At 74.1% G+C, this 23238-nt stretch carries 18 protein-coding genes and 1 pseudogene; 9 read left to right on the forward strand and 10 right to left on the reverse strand.

What is annotated here, in order from left to right; genetic code table 11:
- Nucleotides 1-198 precede the first annotated feature (198 nt).
- Together ACGF5G_RS28235 and ACGF5G_RS28240 are read right to left on the reverse strand one after the other, a co-directional pair.
- The gene (locus ACGF5G_RS28235) at nucleotides 199-1080 is read right to left on the reverse strand and encodes a DUF1028 domain-containing protein (protein ID WP_393268171.1); all 882 of its coding nucleotides are present in this window, start codon (nucleotides 1078-1080) and stop codon (nucleotides 199-201) included.
- Between the two features lie 86 nt (nucleotides 1081-1166).
- The gene (locus tag ACGF5G_RS28240; protein WP_393268173.1) at nucleotides 1167-2381 is read right to left on the reverse strand and encodes a low temperature requirement protein A; all 1215 of its coding nucleotides are present in this window, start codon (nucleotides 2379-2381) and stop codon (nucleotides 1167-1169) included.
- A gap of 148 nt (nucleotides 2382-2529) precedes the next feature.
- On the opposite strand from ACGF5G_RS28240, the gene ACGF5G_RS28245 reads away from it, so the two are divergent.
- The 7 genes from ACGF5G_RS28245 (at nucleotide 2530) to ACGF5G_RS28275 (ending at nucleotide 10306) form a co-directional block, all read left to right on the forward strand.
- The gene (locus ACGF5G_RS28245; protein ID WP_393268298.1) at nucleotides 2530-3504 is read left to right on the forward strand and encodes an LLM class F420-dependent oxidoreductase; all 975 of its coding nucleotides are present in this window, start codon (nucleotides 2530-2532) and stop codon (nucleotides 3502-3504) included.
- Nucleotides 3501-4292, forward strand: a complete 792-nt coding sequence (locus ACGF5G_RS28250; protein ID WP_393268175.1) for an SDR family oxidoreductase — start codon at nucleotides 3501-3503, stop codon at nucleotides 4290-4292. Before ACGF5G_RS28245 ends, ACGF5G_RS28250 begins: the two co-directional genes overlap by 4 nt.
- 775 nt (nucleotides 4293-5067) lie before the next feature.
- Complete coding sequence (locus tag ACGF5G_RS28255; protein WP_393268178.1) at nucleotides 5068-6768, forward strand: substrate-binding domain-containing protein; 1701 nt, start codon at nucleotides 5068-5070, stop codon at nucleotides 6766-6768.
- 277 nt (nucleotides 6769-7045) lie between these two features.
- Complete coding sequence (locus ACGF5G_RS28260) at nucleotides 7046-7690, forward strand: dihydrofolate reductase family protein (protein WP_393268180.1); 645 nt, start codon at nucleotides 7046-7048, stop codon at nucleotides 7688-7690.
- Nucleotides 7691-8024: 334 nt separating this feature from the next.
- The gene (locus ACGF5G_RS28265; protein ID WP_393268182.1) at nucleotides 8025-8450 is read left to right on the forward strand and encodes a hypothetical protein; all 426 of its coding nucleotides are present in this window, start codon (nucleotides 8025-8027) and stop codon (nucleotides 8448-8450) included.
- 340 nt (nucleotides 8451-8790) lie between these two features.
- Nucleotides 8791-9405, forward strand: a complete 615-nt coding sequence (locus tag ACGF5G_RS28270; RefSeq protein ID WP_393268185.1) for an RNA polymerase sigma factor — start codon at nucleotides 8791-8793, stop codon at nucleotides 9403-9405.
- Nucleotides 9398-10306, forward strand: coding sequence for a CU044_5270 family protein (locus ACGF5G_RS28275; RefSeq protein WP_393268188.1), 909 nt, complete (start codon nucleotides 9398-9400; stop codon nucleotides 10304-10306). The genes ACGF5G_RS28270 and ACGF5G_RS28275 overlap by 8 nt, the downstream gene beginning before the upstream one ends.
- 71 nt (nucleotides 10307-10377) lie before the next feature.
- Here ACGF5G_RS28275 and ACGF5G_RS28280 read toward each other — a convergent pair.
- Nucleotides 10378-10500 (reverse strand): annotated as a pseudogene (locus tag ACGF5G_RS28280) (ArsR family transcriptional regulator); the annotation flags it as partial.
- Nucleotides 10501-11019: 519 nt separating this feature from the next.
- Here ACGF5G_RS28280 and ACGF5G_RS28285 point away from each other — a divergent pair.
- Both ACGF5G_RS28285 and ACGF5G_RS28290 read left to right on the forward strand, forming a co-directional pair.
- Nucleotides 11020-11547 (forward strand): hypothetical protein, encoded by a 528-nt coding sequence (locus ACGF5G_RS28285; protein WP_393268191.1) that lies wholly within the window; start codon nucleotides 11020-11022, stop codon nucleotides 11545-11547.
- Nucleotides 11523-11666 carry a hypothetical protein gene (locus ACGF5G_RS28290; RefSeq protein ID WP_393268193.1) on the forward strand — a complete coding sequence of 48 codons (144 nt, stop codon included), beginning with the start codon at nucleotides 11523-11525 and terminating at the stop codon, nucleotides 11664-11666. The genes ACGF5G_RS28285 and ACGF5G_RS28290 overlap by 25 nt, the downstream gene beginning before the upstream one ends.
- A 109-nt stretch (nucleotides 11667-11775) precedes the next feature.
- Here the strand turns inward: ACGF5G_RS28290 and ACGF5G_RS28295 are convergent, their stop codons facing one another.
- The 7 genes from ACGF5G_RS28295 to ACGF5G_RS28325 all read right to left on the reverse strand — a co-directional run bounded on the left by ACGF5G_RS28295 (nucleotide 11776) and on the right by ACGF5G_RS28325 (nucleotide 23039).
- Nucleotides 11776-12177, reverse strand: coding sequence for a hypothetical protein (locus ACGF5G_RS28295; RefSeq protein ID WP_393268195.1), 402 nt, complete (start codon nucleotides 12175-12177; stop codon nucleotides 11776-11778).
- 189 nt (nucleotides 12178-12366) lie between these two features.
- The gene (locus tag ACGF5G_RS28300; protein ID WP_393268198.1) at nucleotides 12367-12513 is read right to left on the reverse strand and encodes a hypothetical protein; all 147 of its coding nucleotides are present in this window, start codon (nucleotides 12511-12513) and stop codon (nucleotides 12367-12369) included.
- Between the two features lie 70 nt (nucleotides 12514-12583).
- Nucleotides 12584-14947, reverse strand: coding sequence for a transglutaminaseTgpA domain-containing protein (locus ACGF5G_RS28305; protein ID WP_393268301.1), 2364 nt, complete (start codon nucleotides 14945-14947; stop codon nucleotides 12584-12586).
- 152 nt (nucleotides 14948-15099) lie between these two features.
- Nucleotides 15100-16272: a DUF58 domain-containing protein gene (locus ACGF5G_RS28310; RefSeq protein ID WP_393268200.1), complete on the reverse strand. Its 1173-nt coding sequence runs from the start codon at nucleotides 16270-16272 to the stop codon at nucleotides 15100-15102.
- 12 nt (nucleotides 16273-16284) lie between these two features.
- On the reverse strand, nucleotides 16285-17280 hold the full coding sequence (locus tag ACGF5G_RS28315) for a MoxR family ATPase (RefSeq protein ID WP_357700432.1): 996 nt from the start codon (nucleotides 17278-17280) through the stop codon (nucleotides 16285-16287).
- Between the two features lie 27 nt (nucleotides 17281-17307).
- Entirely contained in the window at nucleotides 17308-19932 is a 2625-nt protein-coding gene (locus ACGF5G_RS28320; RefSeq protein WP_393268203.1) for a fibronectin type III domain-containing protein, read from the reverse strand.
- Nucleotides 19933-20087: 155 nt separating this feature from the next.
- Nucleotides 20088-23039, reverse strand: a complete 2952-nt coding sequence (locus ACGF5G_RS28325; RefSeq protein ID WP_393268205.1) for a tetratricopeptide repeat protein — start codon at nucleotides 23037-23039, stop codon at nucleotides 20088-20090.
- Between the last annotated feature and the right edge of the window lie 199 nt (nucleotides 23040-23238).

Genomic DNA, 23238 nt, shown 5'->3' on the forward strand with positions numbered 1-23238 from the left:
CGACCGCGCGAGCCCCGCAGCGACCGCGCGAGCCCCGCAGCGACCGCGCGAGCCCCGCAGCGACCGCGCGAGCCCCGCAGCGACCGCGCGAGCCCCGCAGCGTCCCGGCGACCGGCGAGGCCGGGGCCGGACTGCTCGCGGTCTCCCCGCGCGGGTGTCCGCCCCTCCTCCGGGACGGTCGTCGCCGGGCGACGTGGGTCAGGTGGTGGCGAACGGGTCCGCCGCCGCGCGCGGCGTGGGTACCCGCGGCACCGCCTTGCGCAGGTGGTCCAGCACCACGGGGTCGATGCGGCCGGGCACCAGCCGCTCCTCCAGGTTCTCCATCCCGGCCCAGGCGAAGAGCGCCTCCTCCGGTCGGTCCGGGTCGACCGGCAGACCCAGCGCGGCCAGCAGCCCGCCGACCTCCGTCGCCACCGCCCCGGTCAGGTCGAGCAGGGTGGCCGGATCGGGCCGGCCGAAGAGCAGGGTGTGCAGCGCGAGCAACCGGCCCAGCTCGGTCACCGGATCGGGGTGGTCGTCGACCCGCAGGTCGACCAGGACGTCGCTGGTGCCGCCGTACCCGCCGCCGCGCTCGACCACCAGCAGCCCGGCGCTCTGCCGGCCGCGCCGGTCGCCGCCGGCCTGGTCCCCGGCGCGCAGCGCGGCGAGCAGCCGGTCGGGGAACGGCAGCGCCGCCCCGCCCAGCCAGGCGTCCCGCACCGCGTCGACCACCTGCGGGCCCGCCAGGATGTTGCCCTGCACCGCCCAGCCGTCGCCGGCCTGGCCGCCGGCCCACGGGTGGCAGGCCGGGCCCGTCCAGGTCGCGCCCGCGCCCGCCGCGGCGACCACGCCGAGCTGGCGGTGGTCCCGGTCGGGGTCGGCGGCAACCAGGCCGGCGACCACGTCGGCCGCGGCCACCCCGGTGCGCAGCAGCGTCAGCCCCTGCGGCCGGTACGCGAGGTTGACGTGCGCCTGGGTGGCGAGCGCGCCGACCTCGGCCTCGGCGGCCGGGACCAGCGCGCCGGCGGCCAGGAACCTGCTGGCCACGACGACGCCGTGCAGGCGGCCGTCGTCGGAGCGGGCGACGAGCGAGAAGGTCACCCGAGGAGATTAGCTCGCGGCCGGCGGCCATCGTCGGTGCTGGATGCGACCCTCCTGCCGGGTTGGTCCGGCGGTTCATCCGGTGCTCAGAAGGGTGGCGCCGCGGCCTCCGGCGGCGCGCCGCGGGCCCGGCGGGCGTCGGCGACCGCGACCGCGGTCAGCAGCGCGGCGGCGACGGCCGCGGCCACCAGCGACACGGTGCGCAGCAGCACCGGCATCAGGACCAGCAGCACGAGGGCGGCGATCCAGCGCGACGGCGACACCCGGCTGAACACCTCGTACTCGAACCGGGCCCGGCCGGCGAGGAAGAGCACCGGCCCGCCGAGCACCATCGCCAGCCAGGCCGCCTCGGGGCGGTCCAGCGGGTGTTCGATCACCAGCTTGTAACCGATCGCGGTGGCGGTCAGCCCGACCACCATGACCAGGTGGGTGTCGGCCGCGGACCGGCCGATGCTGGCCGGGTGCCGGGCCCGGGCGACGGCCTCGGCGAGGATCTGCCCGGCCCGCTGCACATAGATCCGCCACAGCACGATCGAAGTGACCAGCGCCAGGGCGAAGGCGAGCGCGTGCCCGCCGCCGTACGGGCCCTCGCTGTAGGCGAGGCCGGCGACCAGGATCGTTTCGCCGAGCGCGATGAGGAAGAACTGCTGGTACCGCTCGGCGAGGTGCTCACCGGCGATGTCCCACCGGGAGACGGTCGAGCGGCCCAGCCCCGGCACCGGCCAGCCGAACCGGGCGGCCAGGTACTCGGCGGCGAGCGCGGTGGTCCACAGCAACACCCGCGGATTGGTCGGCACGAACGCGCCGATGATCCAGAGCGTGCCGGTCGCGCTGTAGACGAGCAGCATCCGCAGGTTCAGCCGTCGGTACGGGTGCGAGCCCAGGGCGAGCAGCAGGATCAGCGGGCGGGAGAGCTGTGCGGTCACGTACGCCACGGCAAACATCAGCCCGGTCTCCCTGAACGCCCGGGTGATCGCCACCCCCATCACCATGCTGGCCACCGCGGCGGTGATGACGACAGCCTGCAACCAGGCGTGGTGCGGGTCGTACCGGCTGGTTGTCCAGGAGGTGCCCTGCCACACCGCCCAGAGCGCGAGGATCAGCAGCAGCGTCTTGGCGCCGCCGGTGACCGCGCCCCAGCCCCGGGCGCCCCCGGGCTCCAGCGCCAGGTCCTCGAACGAGCGGACCGAGATGCGGGTGAGCGCGAAGACGTACACCAGGTCGAAGAAGAGTTCGAGGAACGTGGCCCGGCCGGCGTCGCCGGCCGGGGGCAGCCGGCGTCCCGCCTCGTGGGTGGCCATGGTCAGCTCGCCCCGCCGTCGCGTGCGCCCATTCCGCAGTCGTAACACCGCCGACCGCCCGACCGCCCGGCTACCGGGAAACCGGGGCGGGATCTTGATCCGGCCGGCCGCCGGCGGGCACGATCGACCGATGACGACCCGATGGGGCATGACGGTGCCGCTGGACGGCATCCCGCTCGCCGACCACGCCGCGGTCTACGCGGCCCTCGACCGGGCGGGGTTCACCGACGTGTGGTCCTCCGAGGTCGCCGGGGCGGACGCGTTCACCCCGCTGGCGCTCGCCGCCGCCTGGCAGCCGCGGCTGCGCCTGGGCACCGCGATCACGCCGGTCTTCACCCGGGGGCCCGGCCTGCTGGCGATGAGCGCCGCCGCGCTCGCCGAGGCCGCGCCCGGCCGGTTCGCGCTCGGCATCGGCGCGTCCTCGCCGGTCATCGTGCGGAACTGGAACGCCGTGCCGTTCGACGAGCCGTTCCGGCGGACCCGGGACGTGCTGCGTTTCCTGCGCGCGGCGCTCTCCGGCGCGACCGTCGACGAGGCGTACGACACCTTCGCGGTGCGCCGGTTCCGCCTGGAACGGCCGCCGGCCGTGCCGCCGCCGCTGCTGCTCGCCGCGCTGCGCCCCGGGATGCTGGGACTGGCCGGCGCGGAGGCCGACGGCGTCATCCTGAACTGGCTCGCCGCGAGTGACGTGGCGCGGGCGCTCGCCGAGGTGGGCGACCGGCGTCCGGGCTTCGAGGTGGTCGCCCGGATCTTCGTCTGTCCCACCTCCGACGCCGCGCACGCCCGCGCCCTGGGCCGCCGGCTGATCACCAGCTACCTGACCGTTCCCGCGTACGCCGAGTTCCACCGCTGGCTGGGCCGGGAGGAAGTGCTCGGGCCGATGTGGCGGGCCTGGGCCGCCGGGGACCGGCGCGGCGCCGGCGCGGCCGTGCCCGACGAGGTGGTCGACGCGCTGGTGCTGCACGGCTCGCCGGAACACTGCCGTGAGCAGGTCCGCCGTTACGCCGACGCCGGGATCGACGTGCCGGTGCTGGCCCTGCTGCCCACCCCCGAGGTGGCCGCCGGCGGCACGGCGGCGCTGGCTGACCTGATCACGCGCCTGGCTCCGGGTGAGCCGCGATGAACCTCACCGACCGGGTGGTGGTGATCACCGGCGGGGCCGGCGGCATCGGCTCGGCCCTGGCGCGGCGGTTCGCCGCCGAGGGCGCCACCGCCGTGGTGGTGGCCGACCTCGACGCCGACGCGGCCCGCGCGGTCGCCGACGGCGTCGGCCCGGTCGCCCACGCCGCCGCCCTCGACGTGACCGACGAGGAGCAGGTCCGCGCGCTGGTCGCCGACACCGAGCGGCGGTACGGGAGGATCGACCTGTTCTGCGCGAACGCGGGCGTGACCACGAGCGGGGGAGTGGAGGTCGACGACGCCGGCTGGGACCGCGCGTGGCGGGTGAACGTGCTCTCCCACGTCTACGCGGCCCGGGCGGTGCTCCCGGCGATGCTGGCCCGGGGCGGCGGCTACCTGCTGCACACGTGCTCGGCGGCGGGCGTGCTGACCGCGGTCGGCGACGCGGCGTACACGACGACGAAGCACGCCGCGGTCGGATTCGCCGAGTGGCTCTCCGTCACCTATCGGGACCAGGGACTGCGGGTCAGTGCGCTGTGCCCGCAGGGCGTGGACACGCCGATGCTGGCGGAGGGGCTGGCCGCCGGGCACCTCGGGGCCCGGGTCATCGCCGCCTCCGGCGCGGTGCTCAGCCCGGACCAGGTCGCCGACTCGGTGATCGCCGGCCTCGCCGAGGAGCGCTTCCTCATCCTGCCGCACCCGGAGGTCGCCGCGTACGCCCTCCGCCGCGCGGAGGACCCGGACGGCTGGCAGGCCGGCCTGCGCAAACTCGTCCGCCGCCTGCGGGGGTAGTACCGCGACGGCAGTCATGGCGGGACTAATTGTGGTGACGAATGAGCGTTGTCGACGGCGCGGCGGGTTGTGGGGGCCTTATGGTGGCGGCACGGTCTCTACCGTCGACCAAATCGCCGAAGTCGTCGAACGACACGCCGAAACGCGAGTGGTTTTCGTGCTGGTGGAGCCGTGACATCATGCCTGTGTCGTCCGTCGCATCGGCGCGGCTCATAAGGGTTTCGGTGGAGCCACAATGACCGGGCTGACAGGGGCAGCGATGCCTGGTACCACGCCGCTGAGTTCGCATGATCCACGAACGGCGGGGCCCTACCAGCTGCTCGGGCGGCTGGGTGCGGGCGGCCGGGGCGTCGTCCACCCGGGCAGGGACGTGAACGACAACCGGGAGGTGGACGCGGACCCACCGTACGTGGTCAGCGAGTTCATCGATGGCCCGACCCTGGAGCGGCACGTCCGTGAGCGTGACCCGATCTCCGGGGAGGCACCGCACCGACTGACCGACCGTTGGCACCGCCACCGCGTCGACCGCGACCCGCCCGTCCGGCCTGGTCCATCGCGACCTGATGCCGGCCACCGTCAGTCCGGATGCGACGGTCCCGCGTGATCGACTTCGGCCGGTCCGGGCCCTGACCCACGAACACGATCCGGTCGGCCCGCAGGGCGGCTCGGCCGGGCTGGTGGCTGATGTCGACGCCGTCAGCCGACACTCTGGAGGGACCACATGGTTTCAGGTCGACCGACTGCTCGGCCGTGGCTGCCGTACACCGCAGCCATCGTGGCCGGATTCGCGGTCGTCACGGCGGCCTATCTGATCGTTCGGCCGGCGGCGGACGTCGGGTGCACGCCGCTGGAGGTCAGCTCGTCGATCGAGAAGGACGTGCTGCTCGGCGAGTTGGCGGAACGCTACAACAAGAGCGATCGGCGGTTCGGTGGCCGGTGCGCCGCGGTGACCGTACATGGGCTCTCGTCCGGTGCGGCGACGGACGCGCTGGCCGGCGAATGGTCGGTCAAGCAGCCCAACCTGCCACGGCCGCAGGTGTGGTTGCCGACGTCCACCCTGTGGACCGGGCAGTTGAAGTTGCGGGACGAGGCCGCCGGGCGTCCGGCGCAGACCCCCGGCCGGTACCCGTCGATCGCGAACAGCCCGCTGGTCATCGCCATGCCGCAGCCGAAGGGAGAGCTGCTCCAACAGCAGGGTCCCCTCGGCTGGGGCGAGATCCTGGGCTCGTCCGGGCGCTCGGGCTGGGCCACCTTCGGTCGCCCCGAGTGGGGGCGGTTCACCTTCGGCAAGGTCAACCCGAACCTGTCCACCTCCGGGCTGGCGGCCACGATCGCGAGCTACTACGCGGCCATCAACCGGGCCAGTGACCTTACCGAGCGCGATATCGCGAATCCGACGGTGACCCAGTTCGTCCGTCGCATCGAGGCCAACGTGTCCCACTACAGCGACGACATCGTGGATCTGCTGAAGGACCGCGCCGAGGCGGACCTGTCCGGCACGGCGGCCCCGACGGACATGAGCGCGGTGGTGACGCAGGAGGAGTTGGTCTACCAGTACAACGAGGGGGAGCTGAGCCCGACCCGGGGCGAGAAGCCGAGGGTCCCCCTGGTCGCGCTGTATCCGAAGGAGGGCACGTTCAACCTCGACCACCCGTACGTGGTGCTCCCCTCGGCCAGCCCGGAGCAACGTGACGCCGCTGCCGATTTCCTGGCGTTCCTCCAAGAGGCGCCGCAGCAGGAGAGCTTCAGCCGGCTGGGGTTCCGCGACCACCAGCAGAACGCGGCCCGCCCGCTGATCGCCTCCGTCGGCGGGCGCGGGGCCCAAGATCTCACCTACTTCGACCCGCCGGATCCCACCGTGGTCAAGGCGATCCTCACCGGCTGGGGCACGCTGCGCAAGAAGGCGAACATCCTCGTGGCCGTCGACACGTCCGGTTCGATGAACGCAAGGATCGGTGACCGGACCAGGTTCCAGGTGGCGACCAGGGCCGCCGCCAAGGGCTTTGGCCTCTTGAACTCCGAGGACCAGGTTGCGCTCTGGTCGTTCTCGTCCGAGACGAAACAGCGGCCGAAGTCGCCGTACAGCGAGGAGGTCCGGCTGTCGGCGTTCGACCAGAAGGCGCTCACCAATAAAATCAACAACCTCCACGTCGAGGGCGGCACCGCTCTGTACGCCACCGTACGGGCGGCACACCGTCACATGCTCGACCACTATGACCAGTCCCGGATCAACGCGGTGGTCGTACTGACGGACGGCAAGAACGAGTACAACAAGGACAGCAACCTCGCCCGGCTGCTCCAAGACGTCGCGTTGGATCCGGAACGACCGATCAAGATTTTCTGCATCGCCTTTGATGAGCAGTCCGATTTCGGGACGCTGGACCGGATCGCCAAGGCGTCCGCGGGCAAGGCGTTCGACGCCCGTGACCCGGCGAAGATCGACGACGCGTTCGTCAAGCTGGTCAGTAGCTTCTAGTTGGAATGCCCGGCACCGTTGTTGACGCGGGTGATCGGTGGTTTGCCGCCGAGTGAGGCGTGGCTGCGATGTTGGGCCATGAGACCTCCGTTTTGGTCGTGGGCGTCAGCACCTCACACCTCGCCGGAGGTCTCATCGTTTCAACCCGCCACGCCGTCAACAACGCTCATGGTCACTACTACGAGGTAGCTCAATTTCTGGCCGGGCACGGACGCAGCGATGAGTTTCTCCGGCCCGGAGAGTCTCACCAGCATCATCGACAACACAGGAGGAACGCGTGGCTCAACTACTGAGAGTGCAGAATTTCAACGTGTCGAGTGACGGAATCGGTGCCGGTGAGGGCCAGAGCCTCGAGCGTCCGTTCGGCCACGCCGACCCCGAGAGGCTGTTCGCCTGGGCCGGCGCCACGGCGAGCTGGCCCATGCGCACCGCCCCCGGGGGAAGTCGGGGCCTCGACGACTACTTCACGCGGGACTACGCACGCAACATCGGCGCCGAAATCATGGGCCGCAACAAGTTCGGGCCCCAGCGCGGGCCCTGGAGCGACCATGAGTGGCGCGGCTGGTGGGGTGACGAGCCCCCGTTCCGCACCCCGGTGTTCGTCATGACCCACCACAAACGTCCTTCGATCACGCTCTCCGACACCACGTTTCACTTCATCGACGGAGACCCGGCCACGGTCCTCGAGCAGGCGCGGGAGGCGGCGCAGGGCAAGGACATCCGACTCGGCGGTGGGGTTACCACCATCCGGCAGTTCCTCGACGCGGACCTCGTCGACACCATGCATGTGGCGGTTTCGCCGGTGAAGCTCGGGTCCGGACTACGACTCTGGGAGTCCCACGATGAGCTGCTCGACCGGTTCCATCTCGAGGTCGTGCCCAGCCCGAGCGGCGTGACACACCACCTGTTCTGGCGAAAGTGACCCGACGGCACCTGGGCAGCGGCTGCTTGGCTGCTCTGCGGTCCCGTTCGAGGGCAGCGCCCAGCTGAACAGGTGCGGACACGGCCCGTCGCGAACCGCGATCTGCCACCGCCGCTGCCCGCCTGATCCGCCAGCCTGACGACCACAGAGAGGCCATGGGCGGCATTCATGCCGCAAGGACGAACGGCACGACTCCGCCGAACCGACTTACGCGTCCTGCTCGGCGGGGACGGAGTCGGGCGTAGGGTCGACAGCGGCGCGGGCGGGCCATGCCCGACCGGAACGGGGGCCAGTGGGCGCGACGCGGCAGACATCGCTCCGGCGGTGGGCCGGCGTGCCCCGGTGGGTTCGGGTCGTCGCGATCGCCGCCGTCTGCCTCTTCGCGTACGGCGGGATCGTGCACCTGGGCGACCTGCTCGGCATCCGGCCGGGTGGTCCGAGCCAGTCCATCCCCACCTGGCTGACGCTGTACTTCACCTCGCTGACCGTGTTCGATCCGCTCGCCGGGCTGTTGCTGGTGCTGCGCCGGATCGAAGGGCTGCTGCTCGGCTGTGTCTTGTTGGGCAGCGACGCGGCGGCGAATGGGTACGCCAACTACGTGCTGGACACCGCGCCGGGCATCACGCCCGGCCGGATCGGGCAAGCGGTGATCACGACACTCGCGGTTGCCCTGATCGCGGTGGCGCCCCGGGTCGCGCCCTGGCTGCACCGGCCGCGACGTGCTGGCGAGTGCGCTATCCATGAACGTCGTCGGGTCTGATCGGTGCGGGGTCGGCCCCAGCGTTGTCGGCGTTCGCTGCCCGTGTCCCCATCAGCGGTCCACCGACGCCACCCGACCCGGCGACAACACCCCCACGGATCGTCGAACGACAGGGGCAGTAAGTCGTACCGGGCCGGGCGACCGAGGAGTCCCCGGCTGGGGACGATCAAAAGGTGACGGGGCAGTAGCGGCTCCCACTCCGAGTGTTGGCTCCTCGCTGGGTGCCGGCAACACTCCACCCGCCGGATAGGTTCACCCGGCACGAGCGCCAGCCTGTGAACCGTTTTCCCGCGACCTGCGGATAACAGGTGATGAATCCCGGCTCCGCGGAAGGTCGTGCATGAACCGTTTTAGACGAGTGAAGGCTGTCGACGTCGGCACGTTGACGGATGGGGCAGTCATCGAGCGATCCATCCGGGATGCTGAGAGCTTCGCGGTGATCTTCGACCGGCACGCCCCGTACATCCACCGCTACCTGGCGAGGCGGCTTGGTGCCGGGATCGCGGACGACCTGGCCGCCGAGACGTTCCTGGTGGCGTTCCGTCGCCGGGAGCGGTACGACACCGCCCGTCCGGACGCCCGGCCATGGCTCTACGGAATCGCGACCAACATCGTCAGCCAGCACCGACGCGAGGAGGAGCGCGAGTACCGGCTGCGGCAGGCGTACGTCCCCGCGACAAACGAGGCGTCGCACGACGACCGTGTCGCCACTGTGGTCACCGCGCAGTCGCTGCGCCGAATGCTGTTCGGCGCCCTGGCCGAGCTTTCCACCGGCGACCGGGATGTGCTGCTCCTGATCGCCTGGGAGGAGTTGACCTACGACGAGGCGGCCGCCGCGCTCGGGATTCCGGTGGGCACCGTGCGATCACGACTCAACCGCGCCCGCAGGCTGCTCCGCGACGCGCTGGGCGGCGATTCCACCATCACGATCGAGGAGGCAATGAGCAATGGATGACATGCGACTGCTCCAGCAAATTGGCCAGGAGACCCCGCCGGCCACCCCCGAACAGTTGGCCTCGGCCCGCGGCCGGCTTCTGGCCGCGATGACCGCCACGTCCCCTGCTCCCACGACGATTCGCCGCTCGAACCGACGGAACTGGCGACTCGTACTCAGCGGGATGGTGGCGGTGGGCGTCGCGGCGGCGGTCACCTCGGTGGTCGTGCTCGCTCCGGATCAGCTCGGCGGTGACGCGCCGGTTGCCAGGGCCGATGCCAGCCAGGTGCTGCGGAACGCGGCGGCCGTTTCGCTCCGGATGCCTGACCTCACCCCCCGATCCGACCAGCTCATCTACCAGCGCACTCAGAACCGCCAGTCGATCCGTGAGAGCTGGATGTCGGTGGACGGGACCCGAGACGGACTGGTCAGAGAAACTTCCGCTGGCGGCACCACGGAGACGGTCATTCCGGGCTGCCGGAACGGGCGGATGGCCGCGGTGAAGGGCGGCCAGGTGGTTCCGGGCCGGACCGAGCAGTGCGCCCCGGAACCCGCGTACCGCTCCGACCTGCCTACCGACGCGGCCGCCATGCGGACCTACCTGGCCGAGCACCGCAGCGGCGAAGCCGGTGACGTGAATGCCGCCGGCAAGGACGTGCTCTTCCTCGCCGAGAGCTATCTACGACCGCAGACGCGGGCGGCGCTGTACGAAGCCGCAGCAGCAGTCCCGGGTCTACGCGCCGTCGAGCACGTCACGGATGGCGCGGGCCGGCCGGGCATTGGAATCGCCTGGCCGTCCACGAACGGAGCGGAGCAGATGGTCCTCGTCTTCCACCCCGAAACCTATGCCTACCTTGGCACCTCGCGATACACGGCGGTGATCACCCACACCGTCGTCGACGAAGTCGGTCAGACCGGCTGACCTCCAGTACCACCCGGGCGGGCCGCCCGGCGCGGCCCGCCATCGGTGCCCGGCTGGTATCCCAGGTCCAGCAGTTCCGGCCGGGTCAGTGCGTAGAACGACCGGCGGCCCTCGGTCCGGTAGTCGATCAGCCCGCAGTCACGAAGGCATGCCAGGTGCTTCGACACCGTCCCCGGAGTGCAACCAATCGCCATGAGGTGATGACAGCGCCCAGGAAGGATGCTTCCTGATCGTCTACCCTGTCCCGATGCTCGCCGGACTGGAAGAGGTCGACTGGGCGGCCTACGAGGGTGCCTACGGCCCGGCCGAGGAAGCGCCGCACATCCTGCGCGCCATCGCCTCACCTGATCCGGAGACCGCCCGCGAAGGCCGCTACGAGTTCGCCTCCTCGCTGTGGCACCAGGGCACGGTCTACCCGGTGACGGTGATGGCCGTACCGTTCCTGGTCGAGCTGGCCACCACACCGGGAGTGCACCAGCGACCCGAACTGCTCCACGTGCTCGGCGCGCTCTGCGACCCCGAACAGAGCGACCCCGAACAGAGCGACCCCGAACAGAGCGACCCCGAACAGAGCGACCCCGAACAGAGCGACGGCGACCACCAGCCGGCGGTGTGGGCGGCCGTCGCCGAGCACAGCGACGTGCTGCTGCCCCAGCTGGCGGACGCAGACCCGGAGGTACGCGAGTGCGCCGCCTACGCGCTCGCGCGCTGCGGTGCCGCTGGTGCATTCTTGGGGGCCAGCCGCGGCCGACGCGGTTCCCGATCTCCTCGCCGCCCTGCCCGTCGCGCCGTGGGTGACGCCGGCCGCGCTTGCCGAGATCGGGCCAGCCGCGTTGGACGCCGTGCCAGCGCTGCGCGAGGCCGCCCACACCGGCCAGATACGGGCGGGCCACGCGGTGTGGCGCCTCACCGGCGATGCCGGACCGCTCATCTCGGCGGCTTCTGCCCGGCTGGCCTCGTCCCGGTCGAACCTGGCCTGGGAACTGGACCTCGTCGCGGACGCCGGGCCGTCCGCCGCGCCCCTCGTTCCGGCGCTGCGTGGCCGGTTGACCGGTGCGCCAGGGGCGATGTACCCCGAACGCGATGAGCAGATCGCCGCCGCGCGGCTGGTGTGGCGGGCGACCGGAGACATCCGCCCGGTACGGCAGCTGCCATCGATCCACCACCTCGTCGCCGATGAAGAGGTGCTCACGCCCACGAACAATCCGGAGGTCTCATGGCCCACCGTAACGCCCGGCTGACCGTGCACGGCCGGCGGCTGCACGCGGGCCGGTGCGTCTGGGCCGGCGACGCGGTGTATCTCGACGCGGCGGCGACGGGCGCGTGGATCGCCCACCCCGACTTCCACGTGGTGAAGTGACCGCAGCGGCCACGGCAGGGGTGCGGTGACGGCGTTCTGAGCAGGTGGTGCGGTGGTGGCTGGGCACGAAGACAACCCGCTGCCCATTGAGGGGGGCGCCGCCCGGTCGTCAGCGGGCCGCGCGGCGGCCACGCGCCCTGGCCGCCTGGCCGTACGTCGACAGCACCAGCGCGGTAGCGCCCCAGAGGACGATCGCCCAACTCGTCGGTGGAGTCCAGGCCGACAGCCAGCCCGCACTGTCCGCGGTGTTCAGCGGAGCACGCGGCTGCACCGACATGGCCGCCGTAGCGAAGCCGGCCGCCGCAAGGCCACACAGTACCGGCACCACCGCGCGGCGGAACACGACTGCGGTGAGCAAAGCCGTTACCAGCCATAGAGACGCCCCGGACAGGACAGCGGCGGTGGTGGTGGCGTGGTCGGTCGGAGAGGGCTGCTCACCGAAAAATGCCGCGGAGGAGATGAGGCCCGCGTACAGGGACCATGCGGCGCCGGGCAGCGCCAGGATCAGCATCAACCAGGGGTACGCCCAGTGGCCTGGCTCTCGGGGAGGGGAAGAGCCCGCAACGGCACCGTCGTGCTGGTCGTCATCCCCTGCGTTGGTCATGCCCCTGATCCTGGCCTGGCACGTGCCAGCCCGCCTGAGTCGCGGTACTCAACCTGGTGGCCCTCGTCAGGGAGCAAGTGTGGTTCCTCGATCGTGTTACGACGATCGCGGCGCAGGTCGCGCCTGGTGGGTGAGCGTGACCGTCAGCCCCTCATTCTCGGCCCGCCAGCCGCCGCACCAGGAGCCGACGTACAGGCCGACCGTGCCCAGCAGCAGCGCGACGAACCGCAGACGATGTGCCACCGGCCCTCCTGTCACGGTGCGGCACATCGTAGCCCCGGTCATTCATCCGTGGTGGCCTGCGTGACAGAGCTCAGCGCCGCCAGCGGAGGGGGCCGGGGCGGACCGACCAGAGGACGCGGCGCCACCAGGGGCGGGCGGCCCGCAGCGCGGTGACGTAGTCGTTGGCGATCGCGCCGGCCCGGGTGGCCTGCTCGGGCGTGACCGTGCCCGGGGCGAAGGCCGCCTGGTTGAGCAGGCCGGCCAGCTCGTCCACCCGGGCGTCGGGATCCCCGCCACCTGTCGTGGTGCGCGGCGGGCCGGTGTCTGCCGGTGCGGGACCGGCGGTGCCGACCGGATCGGCCGGGGCCCCGGAGATGCCGGCCCGGCCGTCGGTGAGGGCCCGGCGGGCGTGGGCGGCGACCTCGGTGGCGGCCAGGTCCCCGCCGACCGGCCGGCCAGCCAGCCGCAACGCGTCGGTGACCTCCCGCCAGGCGCCCGCGATGCGCTGGCCGGGGTCGCCCCGCTCCAGCCGCGCCCGGGTCTGCGCCCGGCGCATCACCAGCAGGACGACCAGCGCCGTAACGACCAGCAGCAGGGTGCCGCCCGTACCGCCGCCGACGAGCAGCGCCGTGGACGGTCCACCGGCGTCGGTCGGCCCACCCGGCGCGGCCACCGGCTCCGGCGGGGCGGTCGGCTCGACCGTCGGCTCCGGCACCTCCGACGGGGGCGGCTCGTCGGGCGTCGGGCGGAAGTCCTCCTCCACCGGGCGCGGCTCCTCGTCGGGTCGGGGCAGCGGGTCGAACGGCACCCAGCCGAGACCGTCGAAGAGGACCTCCGGCCAGGCGTACGCGTCGCCGGCCCGGACGGGGCCGTCGCCGGTGGACCGGAAGCCGACCACCACCCGGGTCGGCAGCCCGGCCAGCCGGCCCAGCACGGCGAACGCGGCCGCGAACTGCTCGGAGGTGCCGCGCTGGCCGCCGGCGTCGCGCGGTCCGAAGAGGAAGAAGTTCAGGTTCGGGTACGCGTGCCCGCTCGGCGCGTCCGCGACGAGGCGGTAGTGCTCGGCGAGGAACTGTTCCACGGCGGCTGCCCGCGCGTACGGGGCGCCGTTGGACTCGGCGAGCTGGGTGGCGAGCCGGCGCAGCGGCTCGGGCACCCCGTCGGCGATCCGGAGCACCCGGGCCACCTCGTCGCCGGCGGGCACGTCCGCCGTGCTGAGCAGGTTTCCGTCCGGCGTCTCCACGGCCGAGGTCACGGTGTAGCTCAGGCCCGGCGTCAGCCCCTCCGGCCGGATCAGCGTCCCGGTCGTCGGGTCGTACGCCACCCGCGCCCCGGTGACCTCGCGCGGCGTGGCGACGGCGGGCAGCAGCCGGCCGCTCAGTTCGGCGACGGTGATCTCCTGTCGTACCGTCCGCACGGTGCTGTCCGGCGCGGATGCCGTCGCCGGCAGGATCCGTCCGGCGTTGCGGTACGTCGCGCCGACCCGCCAGGTCACGCCGTCGTAGTCGCTGAGCACGGCCAGCCGGATCGGTGCCGGCCGGCCGCCGGTGTCCGGCCCGGAGTCGGGGGCGGGGTCGGGCGTCCCGGTCGGCGCGGGCGCGTCCGGGGAGTCGGTGCGGACGTCGAGCAGCTTCTGTCCGGGGTTGAGCGCCCACCCGGAGATGCGGATGAGGGGGCTCTCGTCGAGCGCCTCCACCTGCGGCGGCTCGACGTACCGGCGCGGGTCCACCGGCCGGCCGTCGACCTGGCCGGCGAGCGCCGGGCCGAGCAGGGCGGCCAGGCCGACGACCACCGCCAGCCCGGCGGCGGAGGCGGCGGCGAGCCGGGCCCGCACGGCGGCGCGGACCGCGGGTGCCAGCCCGGCGGTCGGGTCGTCGCCGGGCGTCGCCGCGCCGCCCGATGGTACCGCCAGGCCGAGCACCGCCACGGCCACGAAGGCCAGGGTGGGCCCGATCGCCGGGTCGGCGTTCGGGCCGACCACGTAGAGCGCGGCGGCGTAGAGCAGCACCGGCGGCAGGTAGCCGAGCAGCACCCGGCCGGCCCGCAGCGCCACCTCCGCCGCGGCGAGCCCGGCCAGCCAGGCGGCGACCAGCGGCACCAGCACCGTGTCCGGGGTCGGCTCGACCGGGATCATCGCCGTCAGCAGCCGGGGGATGCCGTTCGTGGCGGCGTCCGCGGTCACCTCGGCGAGACCGCCGGGCAGCTCGGCCCGGGTCCCGGTCAGCCGCAGCGACCAGGCCGTCCAGCCGGCCATCGCGGTCACCGAGACCGGCGCGACCAGCCACGACGGCAGCCGGCGGGCCGCCATGCTGACCAGCACCGAACCAATCGCGGCACCGAGCACCAGCCGGGTCAGCAGCGGGCCGGCGTAGACCCGGCCGAGCACCGCGCCGGCCAGGCCGATCATCGCGATCAGCGCCAGCGGCACCGGCACGGCCCGCAGCGCCCGCAGCATTGCCCGCCCCGGCCCGGCGGTCCCGCTGCCGCCGGTGCCGTCCCGGTCCGGCCCGGCGCTGCCCGCGGCCTGGCCGTTGCTGCCCGTGGCCTGGCCGCCGCTGTCGGCCGGCGGCGGCACCGCCGTGCCGGCGCGGACTCCGCCGGTCGCCCTCACCACCTGCGCACCCCGTCCCACTCGGCGGCGAACGCGGCGCCGTCCGGGGCGTCGATCACCACCAGGCCGGCCGCGCCCGACGGCGCCGGCTCCGCCGCCCCGAAGATCCCCACCACCACCGACGGGTACGCGGCGCGCAGCGCGCCCACCGCACCCAGGTCGCCCCGGCCGCCCGGACCGGTGAGGAAGACGAGCGTGTCGCCGAGCCGTTCCCGCCGCAGTCGGGCGGTGGCGGGCTGGAGGACGTCGTCGTCGGCGAGTTGTGCCGCCGCGAGTCGGTCCAGCGGCCCGCCGCCGTGCCCCGTCTCGTCGCCCGTGGTGTCCGGCCCGGACGGTTCCGGGGCGACCACCAGCAGCACCACCGGCAGGTCCTCGCGGACCGCGGCGGTCACCACCGAGGCGGCGGCCTCGCACGCCGACTCGAACGACTCGGCCACCCCGTCGACCCGCTCCGGGTGGGCGACCGCCCGGTTGTCCAGCAGCACCACGATCCGGGGCAGGCTGGTGTCGACGTTCTCCCGCACCATCAGCTCGCCGACCCGGGCGCTGGTGCGCCAGTGCACCCGGCGCAGCTCGTCGCCGACCACGTACTCGCGCAGCGAGTCGAAGGTGATCGACCCGTGCGGCACCTTGTCCACCCGGCCGTCCAGGCTGCGTCCCGCCCCGGTGGGCACCGCGTGCAGCGGATGGATGCGCGGGTGCACCCAGACCGGCACCGTGCCGCCGTACGGGCGGGCCAGCGCCACCAGGCCCAGCGGGTCGCGCCGGGTCACCCGTAGCGGCCCGACCGGCACCACGCCGCGGCGGGAGGTCGGTACGTCGTAGCGGACCGTGGTGTCGCGGCCCGGTCGCAGCCGCAGCAGCGGCACCGGGACCGACCGGTTCCCGCACCGGTCCTCGGCCACCAGGCTCGCCGCCGGCAGCCGGCCGGCGTTGCGGACGGTCAGCGTCATCGCGGCCGGCTCGCCCCGCGCCACCCGGTCGGGGTCCGCGCTGCGGGTCACCTCCAGCCGGGGCCGCCAGGCCGCGGTCGCCAGGGCGTAGCCGACGGCGGTGCCGGCCGCCGCGCCGAGCAGCGTCAGCTCGGGGTACGCGAAGCGGAAGCCGGCGCCGAGCAGCACGACGGCGGCGACGAGCAGCCCGACGCCTCGGGCGGTGAGCGCGGACACCGGCGTTGCCGGTCAGCCCTGGACCGGGGCGGGCTGGCCCGAGGGAAGCGGCACCGGCACCGAGGCGACCGCCTGGCGCAGCACCTCGGCGGCGGTCACCCCGCGCACCTGCGCGTCCGGGGTGAGCAGCAGCCGGTGCGCGAAGACCGGCTCGGTCAGCGCCTTGAGGTCCTCCGGCATGATCCAGCCCCGCCCGTCGATCAGCGCGTACGCGCACGCCGCCCTGGTCAGGGCGATCACGCCCCGGGGGCTGACCCCGACGCGCACCTGCGGGTGGGCGCGGGTGGCCGCGGCCAGCCGCACCGCGTACGTGTAGAGCGGCTCGGCGATGTGCACCCGGCGGGCCATGCGGACCATCTCCCCGACGGTGGCCGTGTCGGTGACCGCGGTGAGCGCCTCGGGGGAGCGGACCGTCGCGCCGCGCAGCACCTCCACCTCGACCGCCTCGTCGGGGTAGCCGACGGAGAGTTTCACCAGGAACCGGTCGAGCTGGGCCTCGGGCAGCCGGTAGGTGCCGTCCATCTCCACCGGGTTCTGGGTGGCCACCACCAGGAACGGCTGCGGCACGGGGTGCCGGACGCCGTCGACGGTGACGGTGCGTTCCTCCATCACCTCCAGCAGCGCCGACTGCGTCTTCGGCGAGGCCCGGTTGATCTCGTCGGCGATGACGATGTTGGCGAAAACCGGCCCCGGGTGGAACTCGAAGCCCCGGGTGGCCTGGTTGAAGATGGTCACCCCGGACACGTCCGAGGGGAGCAGGTCGGGGGTGAACTGGATGCGCCGCCACTGTCCCTTCACGGTGGCGGCGATGGCCCGGGCCAGGGTGGTCTTGCCGACCCCGGGCACGTCCTCCAGCAGCACGTGTCCCTGGGCGAAGAGCGCGGTGAGCGCCAACCGGACCACCTGTGGCTTGCCCAGCACGACCGCGTTGACGTTCTCGGCCAGCCGGGCGGCGAGGGCGGCGAAGCCCTGCACCTCCGGCTGGGTGAGCGGCTCGTGGGTGTTCACGGTCGGTGGTGCTCCTTGCCTGGGCGGTCAGCAGGTGGGCAGGACGTTGATGTTGTCGCCGCCCTCGAGGTTGAGCCAGGCCCAGGGGATGTAGTTCTTCCCGCTGTACTCGACCTGCACCCACCAGGTGCTCTGCTTCTGGTTGTTGTAGATCCAGGAGTCGACGTTCTCGCCCGACTTCTTGCAGTACGCCTTGAGCCGGGTGCCGGGCTTCGCCCAGCCGACCTGCCGGTTGTTGTCCTGCCGGGGCACCGAGAAGATCTCGTTGCCGTTGCGGCCGTCGACGTCGGAGTTGCAGTACGTCCGCTGGTCGCCGTCGGGGCCGTTGTTGCAGGTGGCGATCCCGTAGAGGGCGTCGGTGGCCTGGGCGCGGGTGGCGGTGCCCTTGCCGGCGGCGTTGCTCGCGGTCACGGTGAAGGTGTACGCCGTGCCCGGGGCCAGGCCCGTCATCGTGATGCCGGAGCAGTTCCCGGTTTTCGTCGGCTCGCCGTTCGTGCTCAGCGAGCAGGTCGCCTTGCCGCCGCCGGCGTCCACGGTGAACGTGACCGTCGCCGAGGTGGCGGTCGCCGACGAGCCGGTCACGGTGATGCGGGGCTCGGCCACCGTGCGGGCCGTGGCGGTGGCCTCCGGGCCGGGACCGGCCTCGTTGACCGCCTTCACCTTCACGGTGACGTTCTGGCCGTTGCCCAGCCCGTCCACGGTGGCCCGGGTGTCGGTCACCTCGCTGGTGCGCCCACCCACGTCCACCAGGTACTTCGTCACCGGGCGGCCGTTCGCCCCGGCCGGCGACCACTGCACGGCGACCGTGCCCGGCCGGTCGGCGACCGTGGTCGCCCGCAGGTCGGCGGGCCGGTCCGGCGCCGCGTACGGCACGACGGTGTTGCTCACCGGGGAGGCCGCCGAGCCGGCGCCCCGGTCGTTGACGGCGACGACGGTGAACGCGTACTGCGTGCCGTACTCCAGCTCACCGGCGGGCACCACCAGTTCCGTCTTGCGGGACTCGCCGGCCGGCGCGTTGGTGCCCGCCGAGGTGGCCGTCACCACGTACTTCGCGATGGTGTTGCCCTGACCGTTCGCCGCCGGCCAACGCACCAGCACCGTGCCGTCCGGCCGTTCCTGGGCGGTGACGCTGGCCGGCGGGTCGGGCACCGCGGCGGTCGGCGTCACCGGGTTGCTGGTCCGCGCCGGGCCGTCGCCCTTGGCGTTGACCGCGTGCACCGAGAACCGGTACGTCTCGCCGTTGGTCAGACCCTTGATCTCCACGGCCCGCTGGTTGGCGCCCACCTGCACCCGCTGGCCGGCACCCTCCACCACGTACCGGGTGATCTCCGCGCCGTTGGTCGGGGCCGGCCGCCAGCTCACCCGGGCCTGCGCATTGCCGGCGGCGGCGGTCACGCTGCGCGGCGCGCCCGGCTTGCCGACCTTGGGCTTCTTCGGCGGGGGCGGCGGCGGGGGAGCCGGCGGCGGGTCGCCACCGAGCACGTCGTTGGCGTACTTGTCGACCTCGCGGACCTGGTGCTTGTCGTCCACCACCCGGGCGGTCGCCGAGTCGGGGGCGTTGACGAAGAGGTGGTTCTCCCGCACCTCCAGCTCCAGCGGCCCCGTCCCCTTGCCGCGGATGGTGTCGACCAGTTGGCCGTTCGCGTCGAAGGCGTAGACCGTGCCCGACGCCTCGTCGGCGCAGTAGAACCGGCCGGCCCACGCCACCGCCGGGCTGAGCCGGTCGCCCGTGCCCGGCACGGTGAACACGCGCACCTCGCCGCCGTCGCCGACCACGTATACCCGCCGCTCGCCGGGCACGGTCACCGGCACCGCCGGCCCGCTGGTCCGCGCCGGCAGCGCGCCCGGGGCGCTCATCGTCAGCGGCGTTGGACGGACCTGGCCCCGCTGCACGGTGACCAGCGCGCCGGCGGTGCGGTCGAGCACCGCGACGCCGTCGTCCAGGGTGGAGACGACCAGTTCGTGACTGGCCTCCGCGACGTCGTACGTCTCGACCTGCTTCGGGCTGAGGCCGGCCCCGGCGGCGGCCGAGGCGGGCGCGGAGGGCAGCGCGGCGGCGGTGATCGCCGAGACGGTGCCCTCGCTGGGCACCGCGATCCAGAGCCGGCCCTCCCCGTCGAAGGACCCGCCGGTGATGCCCGGCGGGTAGCGCACGGGCTCGCCGACCGGCGTCAGGGACCGCGGGTCGAGCTGCCGGACGATGCCCTGCACGGCGTCGACGACGAACGCCGCGTCCTCGTGCAGGGCGACGCTGACCCCGAGGCCCGGGGTGGTGCGGGTGGTCGCGGTGATCTGCAGGGTGGCCAGGTCCAGCGAGCTGACCTGGCCGGTGTTCAGGTCCCGCAGGATCAGCAGCCGGTCGGTCTGGGTGACCTGCATCGGGTGTCGGCGGGCGGCCGGGATCTCGACCCGGGTGTCGACCCGCGCGGTGACCCCGTTGACCCGGGCCATCTCGCTGCGGGCGGTGCTCCACAGCCAGGAACTCGCGTCGTAGCTCGCCACCGCGTTGTCCGCCGCGCCGAGACCGAGGACGGTCAGCCCCATCGCGGCCAGCAGCGCCGCCACCGTCCCGATGGTGACCAGACCGCCCCGCATCCGGCGGGAGCGGGGACGCGGACCGCCGGCGTTCGCGGCGTCGTCGATGGTGGCCACTACCGGCTGCCTCCCGTGTCGTCCTGGCAGGTGGCGCGCCCTGACCGGCGACCCTCCCCTGAGCCGGGTGCCATCATATGGCCCGGCCGGGGGCGGGGGAACCCGCGCTGTCCCGCTGTGGACACCGAGCGTGCGCGCCGCGCCGGGGGTCAGCCTCAGGTCGTCGGCGTGTCGCCCTCCCGCTCGGTGCAGACCTGCCCCGACGTGGCGAACGAGTCCGTCGAGTAGACCGCCAGCACCGTGAAGCAGTAGTCCACCCGCGAGTTGAGGCCGTTGACCGTGTAGCTGGTCTGGCCGGGGTCCACCGTGGCCATCACGCCCAGCTTCTGCCCGGCCCGGCCGCCGGCCACCATGAACGGCACGCCGCCGCGCGCCGGGTCCGTCCAGCTCAGGGTGATCGTCGCCGAGTCGTCCCGCAGCGCCAGGTCGCCCGGCGGCGGGCCGGCCGCGTTCGGCGAGGCCGCCGCGGTCGTCGACGCGGTCGGTGAGGCGGGCCCGGCCGGCGGCGCCGCCTCCCGGCTGAGCACCAGCACGCCCACCCCGACGAGCGCCGCCACGGCCAGGACCGCGACGACCACGGCGACGACCACCGCCGTCCGGCTCCGGCCGCGCTCCTCGGGCTCCGCGACCATCGGGTACGCCGCCGGCGGCGGCGGGAAGGCCGGCACCTGGTAGGCCGGCCCGGGCACGGTGGACGGCGACGGGACCTCCTTCATGGGGAACGTCTCGTCGATGTCGAGGTACGCCGGCGCCTGCTCTCCGGTCCCCTGCTCCCGGCCCGGCTTCCGCTCCAGCGCGGGTTCCTGGTCCCGCTCGTCCTCGACGTCCTGGTCGCGGCCGCTCCCGGTGGCCGGCGGCTCGGTCAGCGCCTGTGGGGGAGCCGTGCTGCTCCACGGCGGCGCGGTCATGCTCCACGGCGGCGCCGGCGCCCCGCTCACGGGAGGCGAGGGCTGCGGCGGTGCGCTGACGGGCGGGTACCCGGGAGGCGCGCTGACCGGCGGTCCGCTGATCGGTGGCGCGCTGACCGGGGGAACCGGCGGTGCGCTGACCGGCGGCGTCGGCGGGGCGCTGACGGGGGGCGCGGGCGGCACGGCGACCTGTGGCGCAGGTGGTGCGCTCACCAGTGGTGCGCTGACCGGAACTGTGGGCGGGGCGTTGACCGGTGCCGTCGGCGCAGGCGGGTGCGGGGCCGTGGCGGCGACTTCGGACGTCCCGGGTGAGGCGGGGGCGGCCTCCGACGTACCAGGTGGCGCGGTGGTGGCCGGCGTGGCCGCAGCGGCCTCGGCCTGCTTCGCGTTGGCGGTGCGGGCGGCCTCCTCGGCGAGCAGGGGCTCGATCTGCCGTACCTGGATCGTGGGGTTGTCCCACCTGGGCCCGCGCGTCGACTGTTCCGGCGCCTCCGGCCCGGCCGACGCCGCGTCGTCCGGCACGGCCGGACGCGGTGCCTCGGCGTCGGGCGCCGGGCGTGCGGCGGCCGGGGCGGACGTCTGGGCGGTGGGGACCGACGGCGGGGTGGGGGGTGTCGGCGTCCTGTCGCCGGACGTCGGTGCCGCGGTCGGCCGACCGCCGGATGCCGGGGACGCGGCCGGTTCGGCGGTGGGTTCCGGTGCCGTGGAGGGCGTGGCGTCGGCCGTCGCCCCGTGGGCCGTCCGCTGCCGCGGTGGCACGGCGGGGACCGGCCGCGACGGCGCGACGGTGGGCGGCGTGGGCGGCACCGACACGGCGGCGGGGGCGGGAGGCGCCGCGTGTCGCGGGCTCGACGTCGCGGTCGTCGCCGCAGGCGGGGGAGACGAGACGGCGTGCGCCGCGTGCGGCGGGACCGGCGGCGGTGGCGGGATCGTCCTGGCGGACGGGGAGGTGCCCTCGGCCGCCGGTGCGGCGGGATGAGGCGGGCTCTGCGGCGCGGGCGCCGACGGACCATGCGCCACGGGCGGCTGCGCGGGGGCAGGGGCAGGGGCCCACGGAGACTGCGGCGGCGCTGCTGTACCGCTGGCGTGGTGCGGCGGTACCGCCGGAGGCGGCGGGATCTGTTGCGCCGGGACGGCGTGCGGAGTGGCCTGTCCGGTCGCGGCGGCGTGCGGCGGTACGGGCGGAGCCGGCACCCGGGCGGCGTGCGGCGGGTTCGGCACGACGGGCGGGGCCGGGGGAGCCCATCCGCTGTGCGGCGGGCTGGGCACCACCGGCGGGGGCGGAACCGGGGCGGCGCCGGTGTGCGGCGGGACGGGCACCGCCGGGGGAGGCGGCACCGGGGTGGCGTGCGGCGGCGCGGGCACCACCGGCGGGGGCGGCACACGGCCGGCATGCGGCGGACCCGGGTAGGGCTGGGCCGGCGGCTGGTGCGGCACCGGCGCGGCGCCGGTGTGTGGCGGGTACGGCGGCGCGGGCGGCGGGGTGGCGGTGGCCCGAGCCGGACCCGGCGGAGCCGGAACGGTGGGCGGCGGCGGGATCGGCTGGTGGTACGGCGGAGCGGGCGGCACCGTGGGTGGGCCAGCGGTCGCCTGCGGCGCGGGCGGAGGATGCACCGTCGGGGGCTGTGCGGCCGGAAACCGGGGTGGCTGGGGGATCGCGGTCGGCTCGTGGGGCCGCCACGCGGTGGAGAGGGCGGCCAGCGAGATGGTCGGCTCCGACAGGGCCGACAGGTCCGGCCGCGGGCCCGGCGCGGCCTGCTGAGGGGCGGGAGCGGCATCGCCGAGATACTGCCGGGCCGTGCGTACGGCCGGGTGGTCGACACCGAGCACGGCGGGGCCCAGGGAGGCGACGAGGCGGTAGTTGCGGCGGGCCTCGTGCCGGTTGCCCAACTCATGCGCCACCGAGGCCAACTCGAAGGAGAGCGCCAGCATCAGCGGGTCGGCGGGCGGCCAGCGTCGCTCGCCGGCGGCGTACGCCTCCTCCAGTGTCCGACGGGCAGTGCCCGGGTCGTCCGCCTCCCGGTGCAGGCGGGCCAGCAGGTGCGCGGTGCTCAGCACATCCGGGTGATCCTCGCCGTACGGCGGCCGGGCGGATCCGACGGCGTCGGCGAGCAACCGGCGGGCGGCGGTGAGATCGCCCGCGGCGCGCAGGGCGAGGGCCCGGTGCTGGACGGCGGCCAGGGGAGAGGGATGGGACACGTGGTCATGCTGCCGGGTCGGACCCGCCGGACGCTACCCGGGCCCGCCGGTCGGCGTCGGTCGTCCCGCGTCGTGGACCGGCCCGACCTGCACGGACGCACCGGCCGGAAGCCGATGTGCATGATCCACCCGGGGCGTGTACAGTAACTCCTCGTGCGGCCCGCCAGAGCGGCCTGCGGGTGATGAGATCCCCCAGGTC

The sequence above is a fragment of the Micromonospora sp. NPDC047730 genome (assembly GCF_043204765.1).
Classification (GTDB): Bacteria; Actinomycetota; Actinomycetes; order Mycobacteriales; family Micromonosporaceae; genus Micromonospora.

What these genes read in the sequence shown, in the direction of transcription:
- ACGF5G_RS28240 (WP_393268173.1), bottom strand. Translation starts at nt 2,381, where the DNA reads ATGGCCACCCACGAGGCGGGACGCCGGCTGCCCCCGGCCGGCGACGCC.
- ACGF5G_RS28245 (WP_393268298.1), top strand. Translation starts at nt 2,530, where the DNA reads ATGACGGTGCCGCTGGACGGCATCCCGCTCGCCGACCACGCCGCGGTC.
- ACGF5G_RS28250 (WP_393268175.1), top strand. Translation starts at nt 3,501, where the DNA reads ATGAACCTCACCGACCGGGTGGTGGTGATCACCGGCGGGGCCGGCGGC.
- ACGF5G_RS28270 (WP_393268185.1), top strand. Translation starts at nt 8,791, where the DNA reads ATGAACCGTTTTAGACGAGTGAAGGCTGTCGACGTCGGCACGTTGACG.
- ACGF5G_RS28275 (WP_393268188.1), top strand. Translation starts at nt 9,398, where the DNA reads ATGGATGACATGCGACTGCTCCAGCAAATTGGCCAGGAGACCCCGCCG.
- ACGF5G_RS28290 (WP_393268193.1), top strand. Translation starts at nt 11,523, where the DNA reads ATGGCCCACCGTAACGCCCGGCTGACCGTGCACGGCCGGCGGCTGCAC.
- ACGF5G_RS28295 (WP_393268195.1), bottom strand. Translation starts at nt 12,177, where the DNA reads ATGCTGATCCTGGCGCTGCCCGGCGCCGCATGGTCCCTGTACGCGGGC.
- ACGF5G_RS28305 (WP_393268301.1), bottom strand. Translation starts at nt 14,947, where the DNA reads ATGCTGCGGGCGCTGCGGGCCGTGCCGGTGCCGCTGGCGCTGATCGCG.